The organism is Prevotella sp. (genome assembly GCF_051059605.1).
In the GTDB taxonomy this organism is placed as follows: domain Bacteria; phylum Bacteroidota; class Bacteroidia; order Bacteroidales; family Bacteroidaceae; genus Prevotella.
Genome location: NZ_CP050883.1, coordinates 1,721,714 through 1,744,647 on the forward strand (window position 1 = coordinate 1,721,714; position 22,934 = coordinate 1,744,647).

General features: G+C 41.9%; 17 protein-coding genes, 1 other RNA gene, 1 pseudogene and 1 riboswitch. Of the genes and pseudogenes, 16 read left to right on the plus strand and 3 right to left on the minus strand.

Translation table 11 applies throughout. The features are described 5' to 3' along the window. Positions 1-50: 50 nt before the first annotated feature. Complete coding sequence (locus HEQ28_RS06880; protein ID WP_434501538.1) at positions 51-1,400, minus strand: MATE family efflux transporter; 1,350 nt, start codon at positions 1,398-1,400, stop codon at positions 51-53. Between the two features lie 16 nt (positions 1,401-1,416). Then, a riboswitch (purine riboswitch) is annotated at positions 1,417-1,513 on the minus strand. 408 nt (positions 1,514-1,921) lie between these two features. Here HEQ28_RS06880 and HEQ28_RS06885 point away from each other — a divergent pair. From HEQ28_RS06885 to HEQ28_RS06945, 13 genes are all read left to right on the plus strand, one after another. Continuing rightward, positions 1,922-2,920: a lysylphosphatidylglycerol synthase transmembrane domain-containing protein gene (locus tag HEQ28_RS06885; protein WP_434501539.1), complete on the plus strand. Its 999-nt coding sequence runs from the start codon at positions 1,922-1,924 to the stop codon at positions 2,918-2,920. 23 nt (positions 2,921-2,943) lie between these two features. Further along, entirely contained in the window at positions 2,944-4,404 is a 1,461-nt protein-coding gene (locus HEQ28_RS06890) for an aminoacyl-histidine dipeptidase (protein ID WP_434501540.1), read from the plus strand. A gap of 303 nt (positions 4,405-4,707) precedes the next feature. Then, entirely contained in the window at positions 4,708-4,977 is a 270-nt protein-coding gene (locus tag HEQ28_RS06895) for a hypothetical protein (RefSeq protein WP_434501541.1), read from the plus strand. A 539-nt stretch (positions 4,978-5,516) separates the two neighbouring features. Next, entirely contained in the window at positions 5,517-5,897 is a 381-nt protein-coding gene (locus tag HEQ28_RS06900) for a hypothetical protein (RefSeq protein WP_434501542.1), read from the plus strand. A 184-nt stretch (positions 5,898-6,081) separates the two neighbouring features. After that, positions 6,082-7,668, plus strand: coding sequence for a tetratricopeptide repeat protein (locus tag HEQ28_RS06905; RefSeq protein WP_434501543.1), 1,587 nt, complete (start codon positions 6,082-6,084; stop codon positions 7,666-7,668). A 130-nt stretch (positions 7,669-7,798) separates the two neighbouring features. Then, positions 7,799-11,080, plus strand: coding sequence for a hypothetical protein (locus tag HEQ28_RS06910; RefSeq protein ID WP_434501544.1), 3,282 nt, complete (start codon positions 7,799-7,801; stop codon positions 11,078-11,080). Positions 11,081-11,546: 466 nt separating this feature from the next. Continuing rightward, positions 11,547-12,914, plus strand: coding sequence for a radical SAM protein (locus HEQ28_RS06915; protein ID WP_434501545.1), 1,368 nt, complete (start codon positions 11,547-11,549; stop codon positions 12,912-12,914). Positions 12,915-13,049: 135 nt separating this feature from the next. Next, positions 13,050-13,832, plus strand: a complete 783-nt coding sequence (locus HEQ28_RS06920; RefSeq protein WP_434501546.1) for a methionine adenosyltransferase domain-containing protein — start codon at positions 13,050-13,052, stop codon at positions 13,830-13,832. Between the two features lie 196 nt (positions 13,833-14,028). Next, entirely contained in the window at positions 14,029-14,268 is a 240-nt protein-coding gene (locus HEQ28_RS06925) for a hypothetical protein (RefSeq protein WP_434501547.1), read from the plus strand. Positions 14,269-14,316: 48 nt separating this feature from the next. Further along, the gene (locus HEQ28_RS06930; RefSeq protein ID WP_434501548.1) at positions 14,317-14,481 is read left to right on the plus strand and encodes a hypothetical protein; all 165 of its coding nucleotides are present in this window, start codon (positions 14,317-14,319) and stop codon (positions 14,479-14,481) included. Between the two features lie 48 nt (positions 14,482-14,529). Beyond that, positions 14,530-14,694, plus strand: a complete 165-nt coding sequence (locus tag HEQ28_RS06935; RefSeq protein WP_434501549.1) for a hypothetical protein — start codon at positions 14,530-14,532, stop codon at positions 14,692-14,694. A gap of 48 nt (positions 14,695-14,742) precedes the next feature. Then, a complete protein-coding gene (locus tag HEQ28_RS06940; RefSeq protein ID WP_434501550.1) occupies positions 14,743-14,907 on the plus strand; it encodes a hypothetical protein in 165 nt (54 codons plus the stop codon). Positions 14,908-15,322: 415 nt separating this feature from the next. Further along, positions 15,323-15,619, plus strand: coding sequence for a hypothetical protein (locus tag HEQ28_RS06945; protein WP_434501551.1), 297 nt, complete (start codon positions 15,323-15,325; stop codon positions 15,617-15,619). Positions 15,620-15,803: 184 nt separating this feature from the next. Here HEQ28_RS06945 and HEQ28_RS06950 read toward each other — a convergent pair. Further along, positions 15,804-16,403 (minus strand): annotated as a pseudogene (locus HEQ28_RS06950) (phage integrase SAM-like domain-containing protein); the annotation flags it as partial. Between the two features lie 344 nt (positions 16,404-16,747). Then, positions 16,748-17,147, minus strand: a transfer-messenger RNA (tmRNA) gene (gene ssrA, locus HEQ28_RS06955). A gap of 291 nt (positions 17,148-17,438) precedes the next feature. Here ssrA and HEQ28_RS06960 point away from each other — a divergent pair. The 3 genes from HEQ28_RS06960 (at position 17,439) to HEQ28_RS06970 (ending at position 22,929) form a co-directional block, all read left to right on the plus strand. Beyond that, positions 17,439-19,457, plus strand: a complete 2,019-nt coding sequence (locus HEQ28_RS06960; RefSeq protein ID WP_434501552.1) for a glycoside hydrolase family 127 protein — start codon at positions 17,439-17,441, stop codon at positions 19,455-19,457. A 192-nt stretch (positions 19,458-19,649) separates the two neighbouring features. Then, positions 19,650-21,005, plus strand: coding sequence for an alanine/glycine:cation symporter family protein (locus HEQ28_RS06965; protein WP_434501553.1), 1,356 nt, complete (start codon positions 19,650-19,652; stop codon positions 21,003-21,005). Between the two features lie 1,162 nt (positions 21,006-22,167). Then, a complete protein-coding gene (locus tag HEQ28_RS06970) occupies positions 22,168-22,929 on the plus strand; it encodes a polysaccharide biosynthesis/export family protein (protein ID WP_434501554.1) in 762 nt (253 codons plus the stop codon). Positions 22,930-22,934: the final 5 nt, after the last annotated feature.

Genomic DNA, 22,934 nt, shown 5'->3' on the forward strand with positions numbered 1-22,934 from the left:
GTGCGCAAACAATTATGCTATAAAACATATTTTAGGGCGTTTTTATTGATTTACATCAAACTTGCTTCCCTTTTTAGAGTCCTTTTAAAGTATACCCTATAAAGTATTCCTGCTATAGTGAGCCCAAATGGGAACGCACTCCATATCCCAATGATTCCTCCTTTAAGATATATACCCAATAAATAACCTAATGGCAACGTAATGACAAAGTAAGAAAGGAAAGCAACAAACATCAATGGCTTCACATTGGATAGTCCACGAAGAGCATTTGCGAAGTTTGACTGCATACCATCACCAAACTGATAAATTACAAATGGAATTATTGTAAGAGAAACCATCTGTACTACTTGCTGTGAATCTGTGAATAATAATCCTATTGAATTTTTCATTAGCAATATGGGAACACTTACCACAACAGCCATCATTGATATAAGTTGGAAACCAGCATTGGCGGTATTGTTTGCTTCTTCATAATTCTTCTGCCCATGATAGTTACTTACTCGTATTGCTACAGCGGCAGCCATTCCATAATAAAGCATATATCCTAACTGACTGATTGTAAGCATAACCTGATGTGCAGCCAAAGCTGTTGTACCTATCCAACCAACCATAACACTTGAAAGACTGAAAGCTGCTGTCTCCATACCCATCTGCAAAGCCAGAGGCCATCCTTGCTTATTCTGATACTTAAAATCTTTCATGTTTACTTTCCCACAAAAAAAGCCTTTGCGATATTCTGCAAATTTCTTTCGAGTAAAGAATATTAATACCAATATGACACACATCATAAATCGTGCGAACATAGTAGAAATTCCTGCACCTAACAATCCACATTCTGGCATACCAAACTTACCATAAATAAGAATGTAATTACCAATGATGTTCTGTACGTTTCCAAATATCATCACAAACATTGGTGTCTTTACATCTGATGTTCCATCAAAGAATTGTTTGAAAGTATTAAACCCGATAACAAACGGTATCGATACCAAATTCACCAGAAAAAAGGGTCGCATTATTGGCAACAGTTCTTCCGGCTGTCCAAGATTTGACAGATTAAGATATAGTAATCCCATCAGCAATATAAGGAATATTGTCAGTACACAACCAGAAGCAAGTCCATTTTTAAGAGCTTTACCTATGCTGAATTTCTGCTCCTGGCCATGCAGTTTTCCTATAATCGGAGTCAGTCCATAAGAAAAGCCTAGTCCAAAAAGCAATGCAAGTGTAAACATATTGGTGACAAAACTTGCTGCCGCCAATTCCTGAATAGAGTGATGCCCTATCATCAATGTGTCAGAAAATCCCAATACTATCGTCCCTAACTGTCCAATAATTATTGGCACACCAAGTTTCACCAGTAGCGGATATTGCACTGTGTACTCTTTAAAAGAATTCATATTTTATTTATTATTCGTTTCTACTATCAAATGCCATAGACGGCTATTGCGGTAACCGGTAGAAACGCCTGACCCTATTTCAGACATATATAGCAAACGGTTTGCAAATTTAATGTAATTTCTTGAAAGAAACGAATAATGCTACAAAATAATGTTAGGGAACAATATAAATATAGTCTATCCTACATTCAGAATAATACGATAGTAACAAAATGCATTTTTGTTGTAAAAGCGGTTGCACTCGGAAAAACAAAATTAAAACAAGTTTTATTTTGCTTTTCCACTCGTTTGCATTACTCTACCTACGGTGAAGATAAGCTGCACTCGGGAAAACAAAATTAAAACAAGTTTTATTTTGCTTTTCCACTCGTTTGCATTACTCTACCTGCGGTGAAGATAAGCTGCACTCGGGAAAACAAAATTAAAACAAGTTTTATTTTGCTTTTCCACTCGTTTGCATTATCTTTGCAAGATAAAAGATACATGCCCGATATGGTGTGATACATCTTAAAATACAGAAAGTGAAAAAACTAGCAGGCAAAATATTCAAAATTATCCTACCACTCATCCTGGGCGGAGCGATATTGTATTGGATGTATCGAGACTTTGATTTCCATAGCGTTAGCAAAATCCTTTTCAAAGAAATGAACTGGATGTGGATGCTATTGTCGTTTCCTTTTGGTATACTGGCACAAGCTTTTCGTGGATGGCGCTGGAAACAGACACTACAACCTGTAGGAGAAAATCCACGTGCTTCAACAGCAGTGCATTCTATATTTCTATCGTATGCCGTAAGCCTTGTAATACCACGAATAGGAGAATTCGCCCGTTGCGGAGTATTAAAACACTACGACAACGTTTCTTTTCCCAAAGCTATAGGAACAGTTGTTTCAGAACGTGCTATAGATTCTATTCTTGTATTGCTTATTGCCCTGTTTACATTTCTTTATCAGTTCAAGGTGTTCAACCTTTTTTTTGATGAGACCGGAACAAGCATCCATTCAATTCTTCGCAGTTTCTCATTCACAGGATGGATTGTTACTGCAATCTGCGGAATAGCTGTAATAATTCTGTTATACTATCTATTTAAGAGACTTAGCATTATTGATAAAGTGAGAGGAACTCTGCATGGTATATGGCAAGGCGTCATATCATTAAAGGATGTACGAAATGTTCCCCTATTTATATTCTACACACTAGCTATATGGGGAAGCTATTTTCTGCATTACTACCTCACTTTCTTTTGTTTCACGTCAACATCAAATCTTGGTATGTCGTGTGCACTTGTAACTTTTATAGTTGGAAGCATCGCCGTTATCGTTCCAACTCCAAACGGAGCCGGACCATGGCATTTTGCTGTTAAAACGATGCTTATATTATATGGCGTGGCAGAAACAGACGCATTATATTTCGTACTTATCGTACACAGCGTACAGACTCTGTTAGTTGTATTGCTCGGACTATATGCATGGCTTGCCCTGGCATTTACCAAAAGAAGAAAGATAATAGTAAAAGATTAATAACCATTTAAGATATTAACATTATGAGTGAAATCGCAAAATTAAATCCTGAGTGCATTTGGCGCAACTTCCATGCACTTACTCAAATTCCACGTCCATCAGGACATTTGGAAAAAGTTCAGAAATTCTTACTCGACTTTGCACAGAGTGTAGGCGTTGAGGCATTTAAGGATAAGGGAAACAACATCATAATGCGCAAGCCAGCCACATCAGGTATGGAAAATCGTAAGACTGTTGTGCTTCAGGCTCACATGGATATGGTTCCACAGAAAGCTCCAGAAAGCAAGCATAACTTTGAAACTGATCCTATTGAGGCTTACGTTGACGAAGAGGGTTGGGTACGTGCAAAAGGTACTACTCTTGGTGCTGACGATGGTATAGGTGTTGCTGCTATCATGGCTGTAATGGAGGCAAAAGATCTTCAGCACGGACCTGTCGAGGGCCTTATTACTGCCGATGAGGAGACTGGTATGTATGGCGCAAACGATTTACCAGAAGGTGAACTCAATGCAGATATCTTGATGAATCTTGACTCAGAGACTTGGGGCAAATTTGTTATAGGTAGTGCAGGTGGTATTGACGTTACTGCAACATTAAAATATAAGGAAGTAGAAACCGATAAGGAAGACTCTGCATTAAAGGTAACTTTAAAAGGACTTAAAGGTGGACATTCTGGTCTTGAAATTCACGAAGGACGTGGAAATGCCAACAAACTAATGGTTCGCTTTGTACGTGAAGCCATTGAGGAATGTGATGCACGCCTTGCTTCATGGAACGGTGGAAACATGCGCAATGCTATTCCATTCCAGGCTGAGGTTGTTCTCACCATGCCAAAGGAGAATATCGATGCCGTAAAAGACCTTGTTGCTGAGTGGAAAGAAGACTTAAACGACGAATTTAAGACTATTGAGAATAATATAGAATTCTTTGCAGAGGAAGTAAAGGCTCCTGCAACAGAAGTACCTATTGAAATTCAGGATAACCTTATTGATGCCATTTATGCATGCCATAATGGTGTAATGCGCATGATACCAGTTTATCCAGACGTTGTTGAAACATCAAGTAACCTTGCTATTATAAACATCGGTAACGGAGAAGCTGACATACAGATTCTTGCACGTTCTTCTCGTGAAGACATGAAAGATTATATCACAAAGACTCTTGAAAGCTGTTTCAATATGGCAGGTATGAAGGTTGAAACAGGCGGAAGCTATGGTGGTTGGGATCCAAATCCAAACAGTGAAATTCTTAATCTTCTTAAGAAGATATATAAGGAACAAATTGGTGAAGATTCTATTGTACAAGTAGATCATGCAGGTCTTGAATGTTCAGTAATTCTTGGAAAGTATCCTAATATGGATGTAGTGAGCATGGGACCAACTCTTCGCAGTCCTCACACAACAAGTGAGCGTTGCCAAGTTTCTACTATCGCTCCATTCTGGAACCTACTTAAACAGGCTTTGCTTGAAGTTCCTGTAAAATAAGTATATTGATTATAATAGATAAAAATTAAGGGATGGCCTCACGGTCACCCCTTTTTTAAGCCAAAATAATAACTAATCGCTATCCTGACAAGTAAAATAATGTTCTTGTCAGATGCTTTATGTATAGACTCATGATATGACAAAAGGTTTAATTTAAAAAGAATTACTTTTTGTCAAAATATCTTTCTATATTTACATGAATGTGAAGGTAAGACAATATTTTGCAAATATTAGGCACACATTTTGCCAATCAATAGTGAGTCGCTATATTTGCACTCAAAGTCTAACAAAATATAGAAACCTATGAAGAAGAGAATTGAGGATATTAAATCCTACATCAATGAGGTCACCGACCTTATAAAAAGATATATCAACAACTATGACGAATATCCTAGGGGCGCACGCCTATTGGTTGAGCCAGTTCTGTGCGAAACTGTTATTGACGACCCAAGAGGATGCAGAGGCGTAGAGCAATACAACATAAATAAATTTGTGAAAATTGACAATTATGGTATACCCATGCCAAATCTGCATGCCATAATGGAATTAGCTAAGAAATATTACATCGTGTAATTATTTATAATGTAATAAAAACAAAACACCCGACTATACATAAAATTATGTAAAGTCGGGTGTAATGTTTTTGCTTGATCTTATCAAGCATTACCCGTGGAGCTGGTGGTAAATGAACTTACCTATATCAGTCCTTGATTTTCAGAAATTTAGCCACACCTCAATTTTTACTGTAGCCAATCTGTAGCCATTTCAGATATTTTTGAGAGAACGTACAGAAGTCGCATAGACTTCTTGTTTTCGGGTTCAAAATTACAAAAAGATGATACATCTTCCAAATGTTTGAGTGAAAATGTTTTAGAAAGCTTGTGGCTACAATTTTTCAGTGCATGGTGCAAGACCTATCTATTTGTTACCATTTTGATGCTTGCGATGCGTTTCAATTTTGGTAACACACTGATACATATAGGTTTATGTTGTATTTTGGGCGAAACATGAAATCATTTTTGTAACGCATTTTTTTGGTGTTTATAAATCATCTTTGCTATATTTGCATCAGAAAAATTCAATCAGAATTTATTAATCAATAAAATATTATTATGAAGAAAGTATTATTATTAGCAGTTATTATTCTTGGTTCTACAATCTATGGTATGAATGCTTTAGCAAACACCCCTGATGTCCCTGACAACCATACAGATGAAGTAGGTGTGATCATACCGGTCCATGCTCCTAGAAGATCTCCAGCCCCCAACGTGAGGGCAGTCCTCTCTGAATATGACATGGGAACCGCTACAATATATTTCAATACTAGCTTGAAGGACGTGAGGGTCGAGCTGTATGAGGACGGCATGCTTGTCGACATGGTCGAACAGGCGACCGTGAACGCAGGCGGGATGCTCACTCTTTTCTATGATGACGATCTTTCGAGCAAGTCGTTGAGAGTGTATTCTGGCAAAACCCTGGTATATTCGGAGTGATCCATGTAGTGGATAAAAATATAAAGTAATGCGTCGGGATGACGTCTATCTATAAGATCTCTTGCTTATGGGTTCGGTTTTTCCGAGCCCATTTTTTATATCTGTGACTTTTAAGATAAATTTATCCTACAAAAGGTATATTTCTCTACCAAAATTTATTATCTTTGCAGAAAATATTTAGTCCATGAATCGATTAACACTACTCTTGAAATCAACTATAGTTAGTTTAATGCTTCTTTCTTTTTTATCTTGCGGGAATTCGGAGAGCGAGAAGTTATCCAAGGTTGAGCGTTATCTTGACAGGCAGGAGAACGATTCGGCCATCCACCTTCTCAAGACGATAAACTACTCGGATCTGGAAGATAACGACTCCAAGAACACCTATGCCCTTCTCAGGACGAGAGTGGACAACCTGGAGGGATACAACCTGGAGTCGGATACCCTCGTAAACCAGTGCCTCAGGTATTTCATCGACAAGAAGGACAACAATAGGATTGCCGAATGCTATTATTATCTCGCGATCTATAATTATGACCAGGGGCAAGTCAAGAAGGCTTTCTGGAACATCTGCAAGGCCGACTACCATGCGGAGCAGACGAACGACATAGCGTTGAAGCATAAGGTCACCGAGCTCATTCTTGACTGGTACAATACCGCGGAGGAATACAGCTCAGCCCTGTCATATGGAAAGAAGAACCTTTACCTGTCCACCTTGGCGGGAGACAAGAACTGGCTGGCGTATGCTTACGCCATGATGGCAACGACATACTATGACCTGAGGCTGATGGAGAAATCGGAGGAGTTCCTCAACAAAAGTATGGAATATATCAGTTCGGTGCCTCGTAAGGAGCAAGCGCAATTCTATGTCTCTCTGGGCTCGACCGTCATCGACAGCGACCCGGCCAAGGCGAGAGTATATTTTTCCAAGGCCATCAAGGCCAATGAGGACGCCACGGCCTACTCGGGCCTCGCCATCCTGGAATATCAGGACGGGCACCTGGACACTTCCGAGGAGTACCTGAGGAAGGCTTTGGCCACAAACGACGAGTCAACCAAGATGTTCGTATACAGCAACATGCTGTCGATGTATTCTTCCAAGGGCGATTACAAGAAGGCCCTGGAATGCTCGATGAACATCAACAAGCTGCAGGCCGGGAAGTTCAAGGAGCAGAAGGACGAGAGCCTCACCCTGGTGCAGAGGCAATTCGCAAGCCAGATTGAGCACCAGCGTTTCAAGCGGAGGCTGTCCGAGGGATTCTTCATCGTTTTCATCGTCATATTGCTGGTGATAGCCATATACATCTACCTGCGTTTTAAGAATGAGCATTGGAAGAAGAATTCCCTTGAGAACCTGACCATGCTGAACGTGTATAAGGACAAGCTCAACAAGCTGAAGGAGAAGGGCAGCCAGTCGGAGGACTCTGTCCAGGAGGAGAAGAAAATCCAGGAGAAGATCGACACCATCCAGAAGCGACAGTCGAAGATTCTCTATAATGGGCAGATACTTTACCAGGACATTCTCGATGGCAAGAACACCCTCACATGGAACAAGAGGGACTATGAGAATTTCCTGGAATACTATAAGGTGGTTGACTTGCCGTTCGTCACCCAGTTGCAGGCCGAGTATGACCATATCTCCCCTAGGTACCAGTTCTTCCTGGCGCTGAAGGACATGGGTAAGACAGAGGAGGTGATACAGGATATAATGGTCATAAGCAGTGGAACCATCAGGGTTATCAAATCTCGCTTAAAAGCCTCTAAATTAGAGTGATACGGGTTGTTTCATTTTTTGAAACCCCCCATATCCCAAATTGAAGCGGAGCCGTAACGCTCTTCTTTTCTTTTTAGATGGATTTTTGACTACCTTTGCGGCATAAATTCGATTATTTAAAATTTATTTTATGAATGTAGTTCAAAAAATCAAAGAATTCAGGGTCCAGGAAATGGATTCCTCCCATGTGGAGAAGCAATACATCCTGTCTTACAATGACAGGAATTTTGCGATAAACTACAACACCAAGCATTTGGTCGACATCGTGCAAGGCTCGAATGGGGCGGACGAGTTGGTAGAGAACTTCCGTGAGGTCCTCCATCGTGACTTGTCATTCGATGAGCTTGAGCTCAAGCTATCCAAGAAGTTCGAGGCTATCCTTTCCGACAGCAAGAAGGAACCACAGATACGTCCTTTCCTTTTCAAGAAGGAGATCATCGGCAAGATAAGGGTCGCGGAGATTGGCCGTACGCTCAAGTCGTTGTTCGCCTTCAAGTTCTATTATCTCGTGCTGGCGATCAATTTCGCCCTGCTCACGGCTTTCTTGTTCACCACTGGTGGAGAATACCTGACGCTTGAAAAGGTGAACCTCACGACGCTTGTCGTGGTATATGTTGCGATCCTGCTTTCCACGCTCTTCCATGAGTTCGGCCACGCCTCAGCTTGTTGTTACTACAACATCCCTCCAGGAGCCATCGGCGTTTGCGTGTACTTGAACATGCTGGTGTTCTATGCGGACGTATCCAACGTCTGGCATCTGTCCCGCGACAAGCGTGTCGTCGTCAACCTTGGTGGCGTCTATTTCCAGATGATCCTCCTCATACCTATCTATATAGCCTATAACATCACCCGGAGCGATCTCCTCGCATATCTCCTGCTCTCATTCAACTTGAATTTCATATTGGTGCTCAACCCGCTCTTCAAGTTCGACGGCTACTGGATCCTTTCTGACATGTTGGGAGTTCCTAACCTGCGCAAGAAAGGCATTGAGTACCTCATGTATTGCATCAAGCGCCTCTTTGGGAAGTGTGGTGACGAGAAGCCTGCCTTCATGTATTATTCCAAGGCTACCCGATACGTCTCGATTGTGTATTCCATCGTCTCGATATTGTTCATCGGGTTCGTATTGCTTTACTGGATGCCGGTGTTCACTTGGCACTTCGTCCAGAACATACCTCATTGGTACCAGCAGGTGCTCTTCAATATTTCCTCTGGTGAGGTTAGCTGGGAATTCGTCTCATACCTCATCCCACAATTGCTTTTCATGGCGTGTATCGCCATCACATATTTTTCCATCTTCAAAATGTTCACGATGCAGCTTATAGCAAATATCAGATATATCAAATCCAAGAAGGCTATGGCGGCCGTAGCCATACTCTTTGCCGTGGTTCCCAATGCTGGCGCACAGCAACAAGGCGATTCCTTGAGACTACATATAAAGGACAGCACCTTCACCCTCAGAGCCGTCGAGGTCAAGGCGGACAAGGTCATCAAGAAGAGCGATGGCATGACGATAATTCCCCAGAAAGGACAGTTGAAGCTATCTACTGATGGCTTCGACGTCATCTATGGCATCATGATCCCTGGCCTCGACGTCGATCGTCGAAGAGGAAGTGTCACCAGGCTCGGTCAGCAGGTGGCTGTCTACATCAATGGCGAGAAGGCCAACAATGCAGAGCTCAGGAACATCAAGCCTAGTTCCATCGTTCGCATCGACTATATCGACATCACTTCGGGCAAGTTTATCAACGACCCAGTCTCTTTGAACATCATCACCCGTTCAAGCACTAGCGGCGCTTACTATGCCTTTGATGATACACAGTACATCGGCTATATGAGGAATACCTTCAATGCCACCGCGCAATGGAACTTCGAGCATTCGAAGGTAAGCCTGTTCGCCGGCAATGACCTCTCAGACTTTGGCAATGCTGGTTCACATGAGAGGGAGGAGTATGGTTTCCCTGGATATAACGTCCTGCGTTCCACTGATATTCTTGGTAGCCGCTACAAGAATGACAACCAGTATCTCCAGCTCAACGTCACTAAGTCCGCAAGTACTTATAACATGGGTGTCAAGGTATCGACCGTGCGTGACGAGGACCCTTTCCATGTGGTTTCAGGCAAGGTCACCGTCGACGATTTAGGGGATAAGGCATCGCGCCAGAGCGAGGGCTGTTCCTCACGTAGCTTTTATCCCGCGGTCAACGCCTTTGGCAATTTCGTCCTGGGCCAAGGCCAGATGCTGTCAGCGAACGTGGATTTCTCTTATGGCGACAACCATTATGGCGACGACATCCAGGAAGAAGACTACCGTTTCCTTTCCAATGTCAATGAGGACATCTGGCAGTTGAAGAGCTTCGTCAGCTATAGCAAGATGGTCAAGTCTCAAAAGTTTAGCCTGGTGATGACAGACAACTACACAAGGAGCAACGCCCTGTATACGGGAAGCGTCAACCTTGGCCAGCGCTTCTACTCGAATGAGGGAATACTCCAGGCTGGCTATATGAATAATATCAGCAAGAGCCTCATGCTGAACCTCCAGGCAGGATCGTCATGGCTCCTGTATCGCCTGGAGGGGGCTGCAAAGACCAGCAAACTGCTCCCAAGGACAAGCGTCACACTCCGATACACTCCGTTCGAGCGCCACGCTTTCACCCTCAACGTCAACGTGGGCAACAGTTTCCCGACCTTGAACACCTTCAATCAGGTCAGCCTTGGCAGGAATCCTTTCCTCCAGCATAGGGGAAACGCGGAGCAGGACATCACACGCATTTACAATGTTGGCCTCGCCTATAACGTGTTCTTGAAGAATATCAATTTCCAGTTGATGCTCATCAACAACACTTATATTCATCTGGCGGTCCCACAATTCGTTGTCGAGGACGATGTCATGGTCTCTACATATACCTCTGGCGCCGACCTCTACCAGAACCTCGCCGTATTCTTCGGCACCTGGAACATCACCGGCGCGCTCGTGCTGAAATCGGAGCTCGCCTATATCCACAACAATTTCAATGGCTATCTTGACAAGAGCAAGGATACATGGAGGATGAGACTCGATGCCACATACACATATAAGGACATGATGCTCAATGTCTATGGAAAGGTCAAGGAGAATCGCCTCGAGAATACTGGAATCGAGGAGAAGGATTTCTTCAGGTGGGGCGCCAACGCTAGATATAATCTAGGGCGATGGCTCCTGGAGGTTGGAGTCAACAACCTATTCACCCCACGTAATTACCTGAAGTCGACCTATTCCGACATCAATTATGGTTACGCTCACTCCACATTCGACAAGATGGAGCAAGCAAACGCTTACCTAAAGGCCGCTTGGCGACTGAATGTCGGAAAGAAGGCGAATCCGGAAAGCAACAACTCCAGCAGGATCTATCCAAGTTCCATAATGAAATAAATCCAAGGGAAGTTCCCTCACATGAGACCCTTTGATTGCGCCTCCCGATATGCTCAGTGGTATTGGGAGACTTTTTTATGCTCCTTTCCATGAGGACACTTGGATGTGTCCAGTGATCAGGACCAATCCGATTATAAGGAATGGACCATCAGTCCCATGGCCTAGTCTCATCCCGTTTTTTTCTCCTCCCGATATCATAAATGATATTGGGATATATTGTTTGTATCCCTTTAATAATCTCGGATATAAAATAAATTATAATATGTTTCGTAAAATGTTTCGTTTCAAAACGCGTAAAAATCAGTGTTACAGAAATTTACACGTATTTTGAAACCTTTTTGAAACGCAAAAAAAAATTTAATTTTATTTCTCTTTCATAACTTTGCATCGTCATCAAAAAAGAACTGATAGTACAGTTTGAAGTAAGATGCAGGTTTGAAATTTCTAATTATAAAATTAATAAGTTATGGCAAGATTATCAAATTATGTGATTGACACAGAGATCACGGATGAGAACAAGAATATGTTGGTTCATGGTTACACAGGAGCGCTCGACCTTATCGATCGTGAGTTGGCTACCTATCTAAAGAATAACAAGGACTCCTTGGATCGTGGTACCTTCCCTTTTTGCGAGGAGAATTACGACCTACTGAACAAGCGTGGCTATATCACGGACAAGACTCCTGAGGAGGAAGTCCAGCATGTCAAGGACCAGGCTAACCTGCTCCACAAGCAGAACCTCAAGGGTATCAAGTGCTTCGGGTTCCTCATCACATATAATTGTAATTTCAGATGTCCATACTGTTATGAGTCAAGGATCTCTAACTTCGGAAAGGACTGGTCACAGAAGGCTTTCACCAAGGAGATCGTGGACGAGGCTTACGAGGCATTGGCGACTATTGAGCCAGTCAAGGAGAAACGATACCAGGGACTGCTCCTCTATGGAGGCGAGCCTCTGCTGAAGAAGAACCAGGAGGCAGTCAAGTATATCGTAAATAAAGGTGTCAGCCTGGGATACAGATTCGCCGCCATCTCGAATGGTTTCGAGCTCGAGAACTATGAGGACATCCTGGGTCCGGACAAGCTGGGAGCCTTGCAGATCACCATCGACGGTCCTCGTGACCAGCACAACACCACCCGTGTCCATAAGGACGGCGTCCCAACCTTCGACAAGATCTTATCTAATGTCGAGATGGCCCTGAACAAGGGATGCAAGATAGCCATCCGAATGAACACGAACATCGAGAACATCGACAAGATCAGTGTCCTCCATGAGCTCTTCGAGAAGAAAGGCTTCTACAAGAACCCATTGTTCCAGCTCAACAGCGCCTTGATCTATGATTACCTTAATGACCTGAAGGAGAAGGACGACAAGGCCAAGGAAGTCAACTATATGACCCACAAGGACTATATCGACGTCTACGAGAAGCATCCGGATTTCAACTTCGAGGACGAGGGCTTCTACAAGCGTATCTCCGATTCCATCACCAAAGGCCAGCGCCTGATGCTGCAGCCTACGTATTGCGGCGCACCTTCCAATTCTTACCTGCTCGACCCATACCATAACATCTACGCTTGCTGGGAACGAGTAGGCGATGGAAGCCAGGTGGTCGGAAAATACGGTAAAGACGGGGTCAAGTTCTTCCCTAACCTCGAGGAGATCCATTCTCACAATGTATCTGAGAAGGATTCCTGCTCAAAGTGCAAGTTCGTGTTCCTGTGCCGTGGTGGTTGCCCACAGAAAGCCAAGACACATAGCTGTAAGCTTGTGAGGGAGTTGTTCAAGACTTCCGTCAACAAGGTCTACCACAATAATAAGAAGTATTTCGAATAAAACAATAAAAATATAAATATCATGATCAGATTTTCAGAATATGTGTCTCCAGAACACCCAGACAAGATTGCGGATTACATCTCAGAGTCATTGCTAGACGAATACATCAAGTAGAATCCGAACACACGCTTCACCGTGGAGATCCAGATCAAGGACCAGTATGTCACCCTTGGTGGCGAGGTCTCATCCAATGCCGTCCTTGGTGAGGAGGGTATCGTCCAGACGGTGAGGGATGGGGGTGACCAGGGAATCTTCTTCGGATACGCCGAGCCAAACGACGATACCTTCGGCATGCCGCTGGACCATACCCTTGCCAAGCGAGTGAACCATCTCCTCTTCGAGAGCGGGATCGGAGGACTGGACATCAAGACCCAGGTCGTCACGGACGACGACGTCGTGAAGGAGATCATCGTGGCAATACCTCTCAGGGATAGTGAGGACAGTTCAAAGGTCGAGGAGCTGGTAAGAAATTCCGTCAAGGGCGATTACCATCTCATCATCAACGGCACAGGTGTGTTCCGCAAGCACAGCTCCATCGCTGACTGTGGCGTGACCGGCAGAAAGCTTGTCGTGGACTTCTACGGTGGCAACGCCCGCATTGGTGGAGGCGCTCCATTCTCCAAGGATGGAAGTAAGGCTGACCTCACGCTGAACCTCCTAGTGAGATATCTCGCCAAGAAGGCCTTCAAGAGCGGAAAGGCTGTGGAGACCGCCATCGCATGCTGCATAGGGAAGAAGGAAATCATCGTTACTTCCCATATCCTTGGGGCCGACATCGTGAAGTCAGAGCATCTCTCGATCTCTCCTAGTGAGTTGATCGACACCTTCGACCTTAACCGTCCTATCTTCGGGTCGATGTGCATGTGGGGTCTCTTTGGAGAATTCCAGCAGGATAAGAAATGGGAGCAAGCTGTATAGGTGTGTTCGATATTATCAATCAAATAAAAATATTACGATCATGACAAAGACCATTATCAAATCAGTTAACGATGACCTTTTCGATCAGAGTTACTATAGGAATTGGAGGCGCGTATCAAGATCGCACCTGTCACAATTCGTACTCAAGATGAGGAGGAGGTAAAACCAGAGCCACCAGAATTCAGTGCTCCTATCTGTGAGTTCTCGTGCCTCGTGTACTAGTCAGGAATCATTCAACCCTATTTATCAATCAATTAAATTATTGGCGATTATGACAAAGAACATCATCAAATCAGTGAACAACGATCTTTTCGATCAGGCTTACATGGAGGACCTTGAGGAGCGTATCGAGACAGCTCCAGTAGCAGTCCGCACCCAGGCACAGCAGCAGGACTTCTGCAGTCCTATCTGTGACTTCACTTGCCTTGTTTACTAATCATGTATTAGTCAACCCTATTTATTAATCAATTAAATTATTACGATTATGACGAAGAATGTTATCAAGTCAGTGAACAATGATCTTTTCGATCAGGCTTACATGGAGGACCTTGAAGAGCGCATTGAGACAGCTCCAGTAGCAGTCCGCACCCAGGCACAGCAGCAGGACTTCTGCAGTCCTATCTGTGACTTCACTTGCCTTGTTTACTAATCATGTATTAGTCAACCCTATTTATTAATCAATTAAATTATTACGATTATGACGAAGAATGTTATCAAGTCAGTGAACAATGATCTTTTCGATCAGGCTTACATGGAGGACCTTGAAGAGCGCATTGAGACAGCTCCAGTAGCAATCCGCAACCAGACACAGCAGCAGGACTTCTGCAGTCCTATCTGTGACTTCACTTGCCTTGTTTACTAATCATGTATTAGTCAACCCTATTTATTAATCAATTAAATTATTACGATTATGACGAAGAATGTTATCAAGTCAGTGAACAATGATCTTTTCGATCAGGCTTACATGGAGGACCTTGAAGAGCGCATTGAGACAGCTCCAGTAGCAATCCGCAACCAGACACAGCAGCAGGACTTCTGCAGTCCTATCTGCGAGTTCACATGCCTTGTATACTAATCAGACAGTAGCAAGGTCACACTCTTGGGTATAGGCGATTGATGTTTCATCAATCGCCTTTTTCTGTATGCTGTTCTTGGCAGGTACGAATGGGAGCTTCGCAAGGTATTGACCTATTGTGTGTCCTTCTGCTCGATATCCATCTTGTGGATGACACTCTGACTGTCGTCCCTTCACTGTAAGATCAGTGAGCCATTAAGATTTCTCCCTTCATTCGCCATATACGCACATGGGCATGGTCGGATCGCCGGATATTTCCTATATTCGCGACATGGAACCATATGTTTGTATTTAAAATAAATCATCATGAAAGAATATGTGAGACGCATGCTGTGCAGGGAATGCTTCCTAGCGGAGCTCGAGGAGATGGAGAAAGGTAGCGATAAGGGCAAGAGTAAGGTGCAGGGGAAGCCTTGTGGAAGTTGACCAGCCAGCGTCAGGCTTGTCGATCTTGACGATGACGAGCATATCTGGTGACGCTATGGGAATGAAGTCTAACGGCGCATCAATGAATTTTCCAGACTATGACATGAAACATCAACTGTTCAAGGATACACAGGCTGAAAACTTCACGATGGACAGTCTCATCAAGAGAATCATACTCTGTGCCGTATACATACGGGAAGTAAAGACTTACATCAGAATCAGTTTCTCGCCACATCATCGACATCGGGATGAAATAATTCAGGTTCTGCAGAAACTTGCAGCGTAACCTAGGCTGATAATAACATATCAAATAATACGTATCCTTGACAAGGATGCGAAACTCACTATGCATATATTGTACGCCCAATCCATGAATTCATGGTTACAGAAATGGCTGTCACCGTGAAGTTCAATAACCGTCTCCGGCCATCTCTCATGCAGGATGTTCACCAGTCGGATGAGGATACGGGCTTTCGACCGAATATGATAACCGTATTGAAAGTCTTTAAGGTCTTGATGGCCGTGTTAAAGCATTGGCCAACCACCGTTTTGAGATAAACGTCGAAATCGTGAATGACGATAGGGGTAAGCTCAATGATATTGAGGTCTGTGCGTGCGTACTTTTCTTCAAGGAACTTGGCAAAGTGACGCTTACAAATATCAAACTTACGATAATTGGCTTTGGTAACTCCACAACCAATCTGCGCATACATATCATTATTATACTTGGTAAACAATGAGAGTACGGTTTCCATATCCTCACGCTTGCCCAGATACTCCGATTTGATGCGCTCAAGGCTGAGTTCTTCAGAAAACTCCAATCGCTGGAATATCATCTGAAGATCAGTGTTTATACTCGTCAGTTGCGCATTGGTAGCCAGAGCCTCTTTAGTTCGTCCTCGTACTTTACCCAGTGTGCTATCCCACATTTCAGGATCGACACAAACGCCTGTTGTGCCCAGTGCCATCCTCTCTCCATTAAGATGAATACGCATCATGACCGATGCTTTTCCATCTTTGTTCAAATAATTGCTTCGCAGATAGAAGCTTGTTCTGAAAATACTCTTCATACTTACAAGTTTTTAGTGCAGAAGTAAATCGTGTTCCCGACCCCGTTTAGGGGGAGTTACGCGCTATTTTTTACAGCTGCAAAGTTCGACATAATCCTTTGAATAACAATGAAGTATGCGGTATCTATGCGTACTCTGTATGGTATCACTGGCTACAATTTTACAAAATCGATTTTTTCTGTAGCCAAATTGTAGCCAGTTGGGAGTGTTTTGAGCGTTTCGGCGGTATCTGTATGTACTCCCAAACAGGGAGGTATATAAACGAATAATCTCCGTAACTCGTTGAAGTTATGGAGATTATCTGATTTAATCATTTTTCGTTTTTCTCTTGTTCAGAGTTCGTCAAGTGGAGCTGGTGGGATTCGAACCCACGTCCGCACAAGGAAACCATACGCTTTCTACACGTTTATTCCAGCCTTAATTTTTCGTGCAACAGCAAGACCTGGACCACCAACTGAAGCCTTATCCTCTAAATTTTCATCAAAGCAACGAGGCTTACCATGACTATTCCCGATTTTCCTGCACCGCTTTACCCTCAGATTCGGAACAACATCCTTAGAGCAGTGTCTCGTTCCATCATCTAATGACGGAATTATGCTAGTAATCTACTATAATTCGATTAAGCTGCGAGAGCGTAATTGTTTTCGCCAATTAAATTTGTGATAACTCAGATTTAGGAGCAAACTATCAAGGCTCCGCGTGCTTACGTACCATCTCATCTCGCCGTCAAATCCAGTCAACCCCGAGATTTAAATTGTATGTACAATATTTGGTGCAAAGATAATGCCAATTAGCCGAACTTCCAAACTATTTCCTGTTTTATTTTAATATGGCACAAATACATAAGATAAAACGCAGTATTTGGAGCTGTCTGGCAAATATTGTTTGATTGATTATGAATCCCTTCATAGTATAAATTCCATTGATTAGCAACGAAATTTAAATAGTGTTGAAATTACACCCGAATATTTTTGCAAACAAAAGAAATTATTTATATCTTCGCAGAATAATTTATCAGTAAATCACAATACCTAAATGAAAAAGAAGCTAATTCTATCAATTATTACATGCGCAATGTATGCAAGTTTGCATGCACAACCTGCTGTAACGGGATATCCTTATCAGCAAGTACCATTCACTGAAGTTAAACTATCTGCCGGTTCTTTTTGGGGCAATAGACTGAAGGCAGCCAAAGACGTAACTATTCCTTTGGCTTTCAGCAAATGCCAGACTGAACATAGATATGACAATTTCGTAAAAGCCGCCCATCCTAGTGATGACTATGTGGTAAACAAATACATGATTTTCCCTTTTGACGACACAGATGTTTACAAGACTATAGAGGGAGCTAGCTACTTTCTTCAATCTTATCCAGACAAGAAGCTTAAAAATTATATAGACAGTGTACTGAATATCGTAAGTGCTGCGCAAGAATCTGACGGATATCTATATACTGCCCGTACTATGAATCCAAAACATCCTCACCCATGGTCAGGTAACAAAAGATGGGTTCAGGAAGAAGTATTAAGCCATGAACTTTATAATCTTGGTCACATGCTTGATGCTGCCGTAGCTCATTATCAGGCAACAGGATCTAAGAAATTTTTAGATATCGCTAGAAGATATGCCGACTGTGTTGTAAGAGAAGTAGGACCGAAACCCGGTCAAGCATGTGTAGTACCTGGACATCAGATAGCTGAAATGGGACTTGCAAAACTATATCTCGCAACAGGAGACCACAAGTATCTTGACGAAGCAAAATTCTTTCTTGATTATCGTGGAAGAACAAGTATAAAGAATCTTTATACGCAGAGTGACAAATCAGTGACTAAACAATCTGAGGCATGGGGACATGCCGTAAGAGCTGGATATATGTATGCCGGTATGGCTGACATTGCCGCACTAACAGGTGACACTGCATACGTAAAAGCTATTGACAAGATTTGGGAAAACATAGTTTCAAAAAAATACTATCTCACTGGTGGTGTTGGAGCAAGACATGATGGAGAGGCTTTTGGTGCTGATTACGAACTGCCAAACATGACAGCCTACAATGAGACTTGCGCTGCAATAGCACAGTGTTATCTTAATCTACGCCTTTTCATGTTACATGGAGAGTCTAAATATATTGACTGCCTCGAGCGTACATTATATAATGGAGTAATAAGCGGTATGAGTGTCGACGGAGGTAAATTTTTCTACCCTAACCCATTATCTTCAGACGGTGTATACAAGTTCAATTCCGACGGCACTACAACTCGCCAACCTTGGTTTGGATGTGCATGCTGTCCAAGTAACTTAAGCAGATTTATCCCTTCAATTCCGGGATACGTTTATGCTGTAAAGAATAACAATGTTTACGTTAACCTGTTCATGGCGAGCGATGCGAAATTGAAAGTTGAAGGAAAGGATATAGAACTCCATACAACTACCGCATATCCTTGGAACGGAAATATAAACATCAAGGTTGTTAGCAACAAAAATAGCAAAGCCAATATGATGATTCGTATTCCTGGATGGATACGCAACGAGGTTGTGCCAAGTGATTTGTATAAGTTTACAGACAACAGCAACGCATCTTGGATGATTACCCGCAACGGTAAGAAAGTTGAGGCTACAATAAATCCACAAGGATACGTATGCCTTAACAATATAAAGAAAGGTGACAATATCGCCATATCATTTGACATGCAGCCAAGAACGGTTGTTGCTAACAATCATGTAAAAGATGACAAAGGTTTGGTTGCCGTTGAGCGTGGTCCACTAGTTTATTGCGCTGAATGGGCAGACAACAATGGTGTTAGCATTCAAAACACATTTCTACGTGACACCCCAACTTTCAAACTTATAAACGATTATTCTATCGTTAATACAGAAGCTGATGGAAAACCATTCAAAGTTGACGCTATAACGACTGATGCACAGGTGTTGGAACGCAATGTCAATGGAGATTTGCAACTGAAAAACGTGAATCTCACTTTGATACCATACTATGCATGGAATCATCGTGGAGCAGGACAAATGAATGTCTGGCTACAAAACAAACTTAAATAAACATATAACAAATTCAAAGGTGTACTCAAGATAAAGAGTACACCTTTGAATTTTATAACAAAAGATAAGCTAAACCACTATTTTTAAACCAATATGGTTGAATTTTCACACTAAAACTTATTTTCAAACTGATTTATTTGTATTATAATGACATTTTGCATAACTTTGCAGCTCATTATATTTACAAATTAAATGGAAGTAATAAACCGTTTTTTCGAAACATTTAGTTCATTACTATGGGGTTGGCCAATGATTATTCTATTATTGGGCACACATATATTCCTAACTATAAGATTACGTTTTCCACAGCGCAAGATATTCCTTGCCATCAAACTATCGGTAACTAAAGATAAAAATGCATCTGGAGACGTATCTCAATTCGGTGCATTGTCTACCGCCTTAGCTGCCACCATTGGTACAGGAAACATTGTAGGTGTAGCCACTGCGATAGCACTTGGTGGTCCTGGAGCAGTATTATGGTGCTGGCTAACAGGTGTGTTCGGAATTTCAACTAAATATGCTGAAGGATTACTTTCAATAAAATACAGACAGAAGACCGCTAAAGGTAAAATGCTTGGAGGTCCGATGTATGCCCTAGAAAAAGGATTGGGATGGAAATGGATGGGAGTACTATTCGCAATATTCACAGCCATAGCAGCGTTTGGAATCGGAAATACCGTTCAGGCAAACGCAATAGCTACCCTTGCACAAAATACATATCATATATCACCAGTTATTAGTGGTTGCATTATATGTGGACTCACCGCAGCAGTATTGCTTGGAGGTGTGAAAAGTATTGCGAAAGTATGTGAAATACTCGTTCCATTCATGGCTATTCTATATGTTCTTGGATGTATATACATCTTGTTTGTAAACGGACATTACGTATGGCCAGCGATAAAAATGATATGCAGTTCGGCATTCTCCACAAAATCTATTGTAGGCGGAACAGCAGGTACAACGATTATGATGGCTGCAAGATACGGAATCGCAAGAGGACTGTTCTCTAACGAGTCAGGACTTGGTTCGGCACCTATTGTTGCAGCGGCAGCACAGACACGTAATCCTGTACGTCAGGCATTGGTTTCATCAACTGGAACATTCTGGGATACTGTGGTTATATGTGCATTGACAGGACTGGTAGTAGTGAGCAGTATTCTAGCCTACCCTGACATAGACTATACCAACGGAGCAACACTGACAAATCAAGCATTCTGTAAGATACCATATATTGGGGCTCCATTGCTTACATTTGGTCTACTTACGTTCGCTTTCAGCACTATACTCGGTTGGAGCTACTACGGAGAGCGTGCTATAGAATATCTTAGCGGAAAGAAACTAATGTATGCTTACAGGATTGTCTACATTGTAGCCGTTTTCATAGGAAGCATCGCCAACCTTGCTGTTGTATGGAATATCGCTGACTGCATGAATGCGCTAATGGCTATACCAAACTTAATCTCACTTTTATTGCTGAACGGAATCATTGTGCATGAGACAAGGAAATATCTATGGCGAAACAACCTTGATAAAGATATGGAAGAATAAGTAAGCCATATATAAGCAACAGTCCTATACTGTGCGATTTCATTTTTTTAGCTACGCAGCTACGTCAAGGCTTGAATAGCCTTTAAACAAAGGAAACTGTGGAAATTAAACAGACCATTTAGCTACGACAAGCTACGTTCTAGCTACGTCAACTTGAGTTGTTTTTAGAATGAAATATTCTATGAGCTATTTTATCAAAGAACCGTTGGCTGTATCAAAGGGATAGAGGATGTGCAAATTGATAGAGTAAACGAAAACAGAATTTTCAAGCTTGTTTATATCTTCTGCTGAATTCCGCTGAATTCTTGGCAAAGGTACTGCAAAATTTTTGTCCATGCAATAGGGTTTAGGTTAGACTGTTAGCCAAAGTTTTAATTACTATGGCGCTAAACATTATAATACACGTGCGTGCGCATGCGCACACTCTGGGTTTTTCAGAAAAACAAGTGTCGAAGTGTCTATCCATTGAGTATCAATTTATTAGACTTCATTTCGAGTAAAATAAAGTGTCGGTTATTCGTCGGTAAAATACAGGGGAAAATTTTCATCGTATTGCATTGCACTTTATGAAGAAATTCGATGCATTTTACGATGTTTTACAGTGCGTTTTACGAAGGAATGCATTGCGTTTTACGAAGCAATAGAAGGTAAAACATCGTAGAAACGTTTGCGTTTCTACGTGAAAACGTTTCTGTTTCTATATAGAAACGCATGCAAAACTTGAAATTTGACCGTCAATTCATCGTCACTTTATGTTGCCAAATTCGTCGATAAAATACTGACATTCATTACGTTAACACTTCGACACTTATATTTTTCAAAACCCTAAGTGCGCGCGTGAATGCGCGTACATTATATATGCAGAAATAGATGACGTAGCTAAAACGTAGCTCATCGAAGCTAAATGGTCTGTTTAACTTCCACAGTTTCCTTTGTTTAAAGGCTTTTCAAGCCTTGACGTAGCTGCGTAGCTAAAAAACAATAGTTCTTAGGGGAGAAACAAGCTTTTTGCACCTTGATATCAGAAGAAGTTGTAGTATTAATATAGCTATATTCCATAATATTAAATTATGCCCATGTTTTTTGTAATCTATAAATAATAAACAGGTGAAAAAAGAGTTATTATTTATATAATAAATAAGTATTCATAACATTAAGTCTGATGACAAGAACTATAAAATCTATATTTTTTATTGCTATAATAATATTGTTTGCATCGTGTAAGACTGTAGACAAAGTTAATTACATGCAGGATATAAAGGCCAACGATATAATCAATACAACTCCAAAGGATATAAGACTCCTTACTGGAGACAAGATCTCTATATTCGTAAAAAGTAAAGATGAAGTTCTGACAGAACATTTTAATATTTCTTTGCCAAATATGCAGAAAACTTTATCGTATACCATTGATCCAAATGGCGAAGTTGACTTTCCAATGGTTGGAAAGATAAAGTTGAGTGGTGAGACTCGTTCTGAAGCTGCTGAAACTATAAAGAGTAAACTGGTTGAAGAGTATGGGGTGAAAGACGCCATCGTGACATTGGATTTCACCAATCTCAGAGTTTCCGTACTAGGAGAAGTTAACAAACCAGGAAGCATCAATATTGATAAAGACAACATCAATATACTCGAAGCGCTTAGTATGGCTGGTGATATGACAATATACGGCAAGAGAAACGACATTATGGTGGTGAGAGATAACGGAAGTCAAAAAGAAACATATATCGTAAACCTTACATCAGCAAAAGAAACGATGTCTTCTCCGGCATACTATCTTAAGCAGAATGATATTGTTTACGTTCCTGCTAACAATACAAGACAAAGACAAGCTACTATAAACGGAAATAATTTGAAGTCAACTTCTTTTTGGATTTCAGTAGCCTCCTTGATTGCAACCATTGCCGTAGTGATTTTTAAATAACAAGA

Bases quoted from the DNA above. Each gene is read 5' to 3' on its own strand.
- HEQ28_RS06960 (WP_434501552.1), top strand. From the start codon at position 17,439: ATGAAAAAGAAGCTAATTCTATCAATTATTACATGCGCAATGTATGCA.
- HEQ28_RS06895 (WP_434501541.1), top strand. From the start codon at position 4,708: ATGAAGAAGAGAATTGAGGATATTAAATCCTACATCAATGAGGTCACC.
- HEQ28_RS06940 (WP_434501550.1), top strand. From the start codon at position 14,743: ATGACGAAGAATGTTATCAAGTCAGTGAACAATGATCTTTTCGATCAG.
- HEQ28_RS06900 (WP_434501542.1), top strand. From the start codon at position 5,517: ATGAAGAAAGTATTATTATTAGCAGTTATTATTCTTGGTTCTACAATC.
- HEQ28_RS06890 (WP_434501540.1), top strand. From the start codon at position 2,944: ATGAGTGAAATCGCAAAATTAAATCCTGAGTGCATTTGGCGCAACTTC.
- HEQ28_RS06930 (WP_434501548.1), top strand. From the start codon at position 14,317: ATGACGAAGAATGTTATCAAGTCAGTGAACAATGATCTTTTCGATCAG.
- HEQ28_RS06910 (WP_434501544.1), top strand. From the start codon at position 7,799: ATGAATGTAGTTCAAAAAATCAAAGAATTCAGGGTCCAGGAAATGGAT.
- HEQ28_RS06970 (WP_434501554.1), top strand. From the start codon at position 22,168: ATGACAAGAACTATAAAATCTATATTTTTTATTGCTATAATAATATTG.
- HEQ28_RS06905 (WP_434501543.1), top strand. From the start codon at position 6,082: ATGAATCGATTAACACTACTCTTGAAATCAACTATAGTTAGTTTAATG.
- HEQ28_RS06915 (WP_434501545.1), top strand. From the start codon at position 11,547: ATGGCAAGATTATCAAATTATGTGATTGACACAGAGATCACGGATGAG.
- HEQ28_RS06935 (WP_434501549.1), top strand. From the start codon at position 14,530: ATGACGAAGAATGTTATCAAGTCAGTGAACAATGATCTTTTCGATCAG.
- HEQ28_RS06965 (WP_434501553.1), top strand. From the start codon at position 19,650: ATGGAAGTAATAAACCGTTTTTTCGAAACATTTAGTTCATTACTATGG.
- HEQ28_RS06880 (WP_434501538.1), bottom strand. From the start codon at position 1,400: ATGAATTCTTTTAAAGAGTACACAGTGCAATATCCGCTACTGGTGAAA.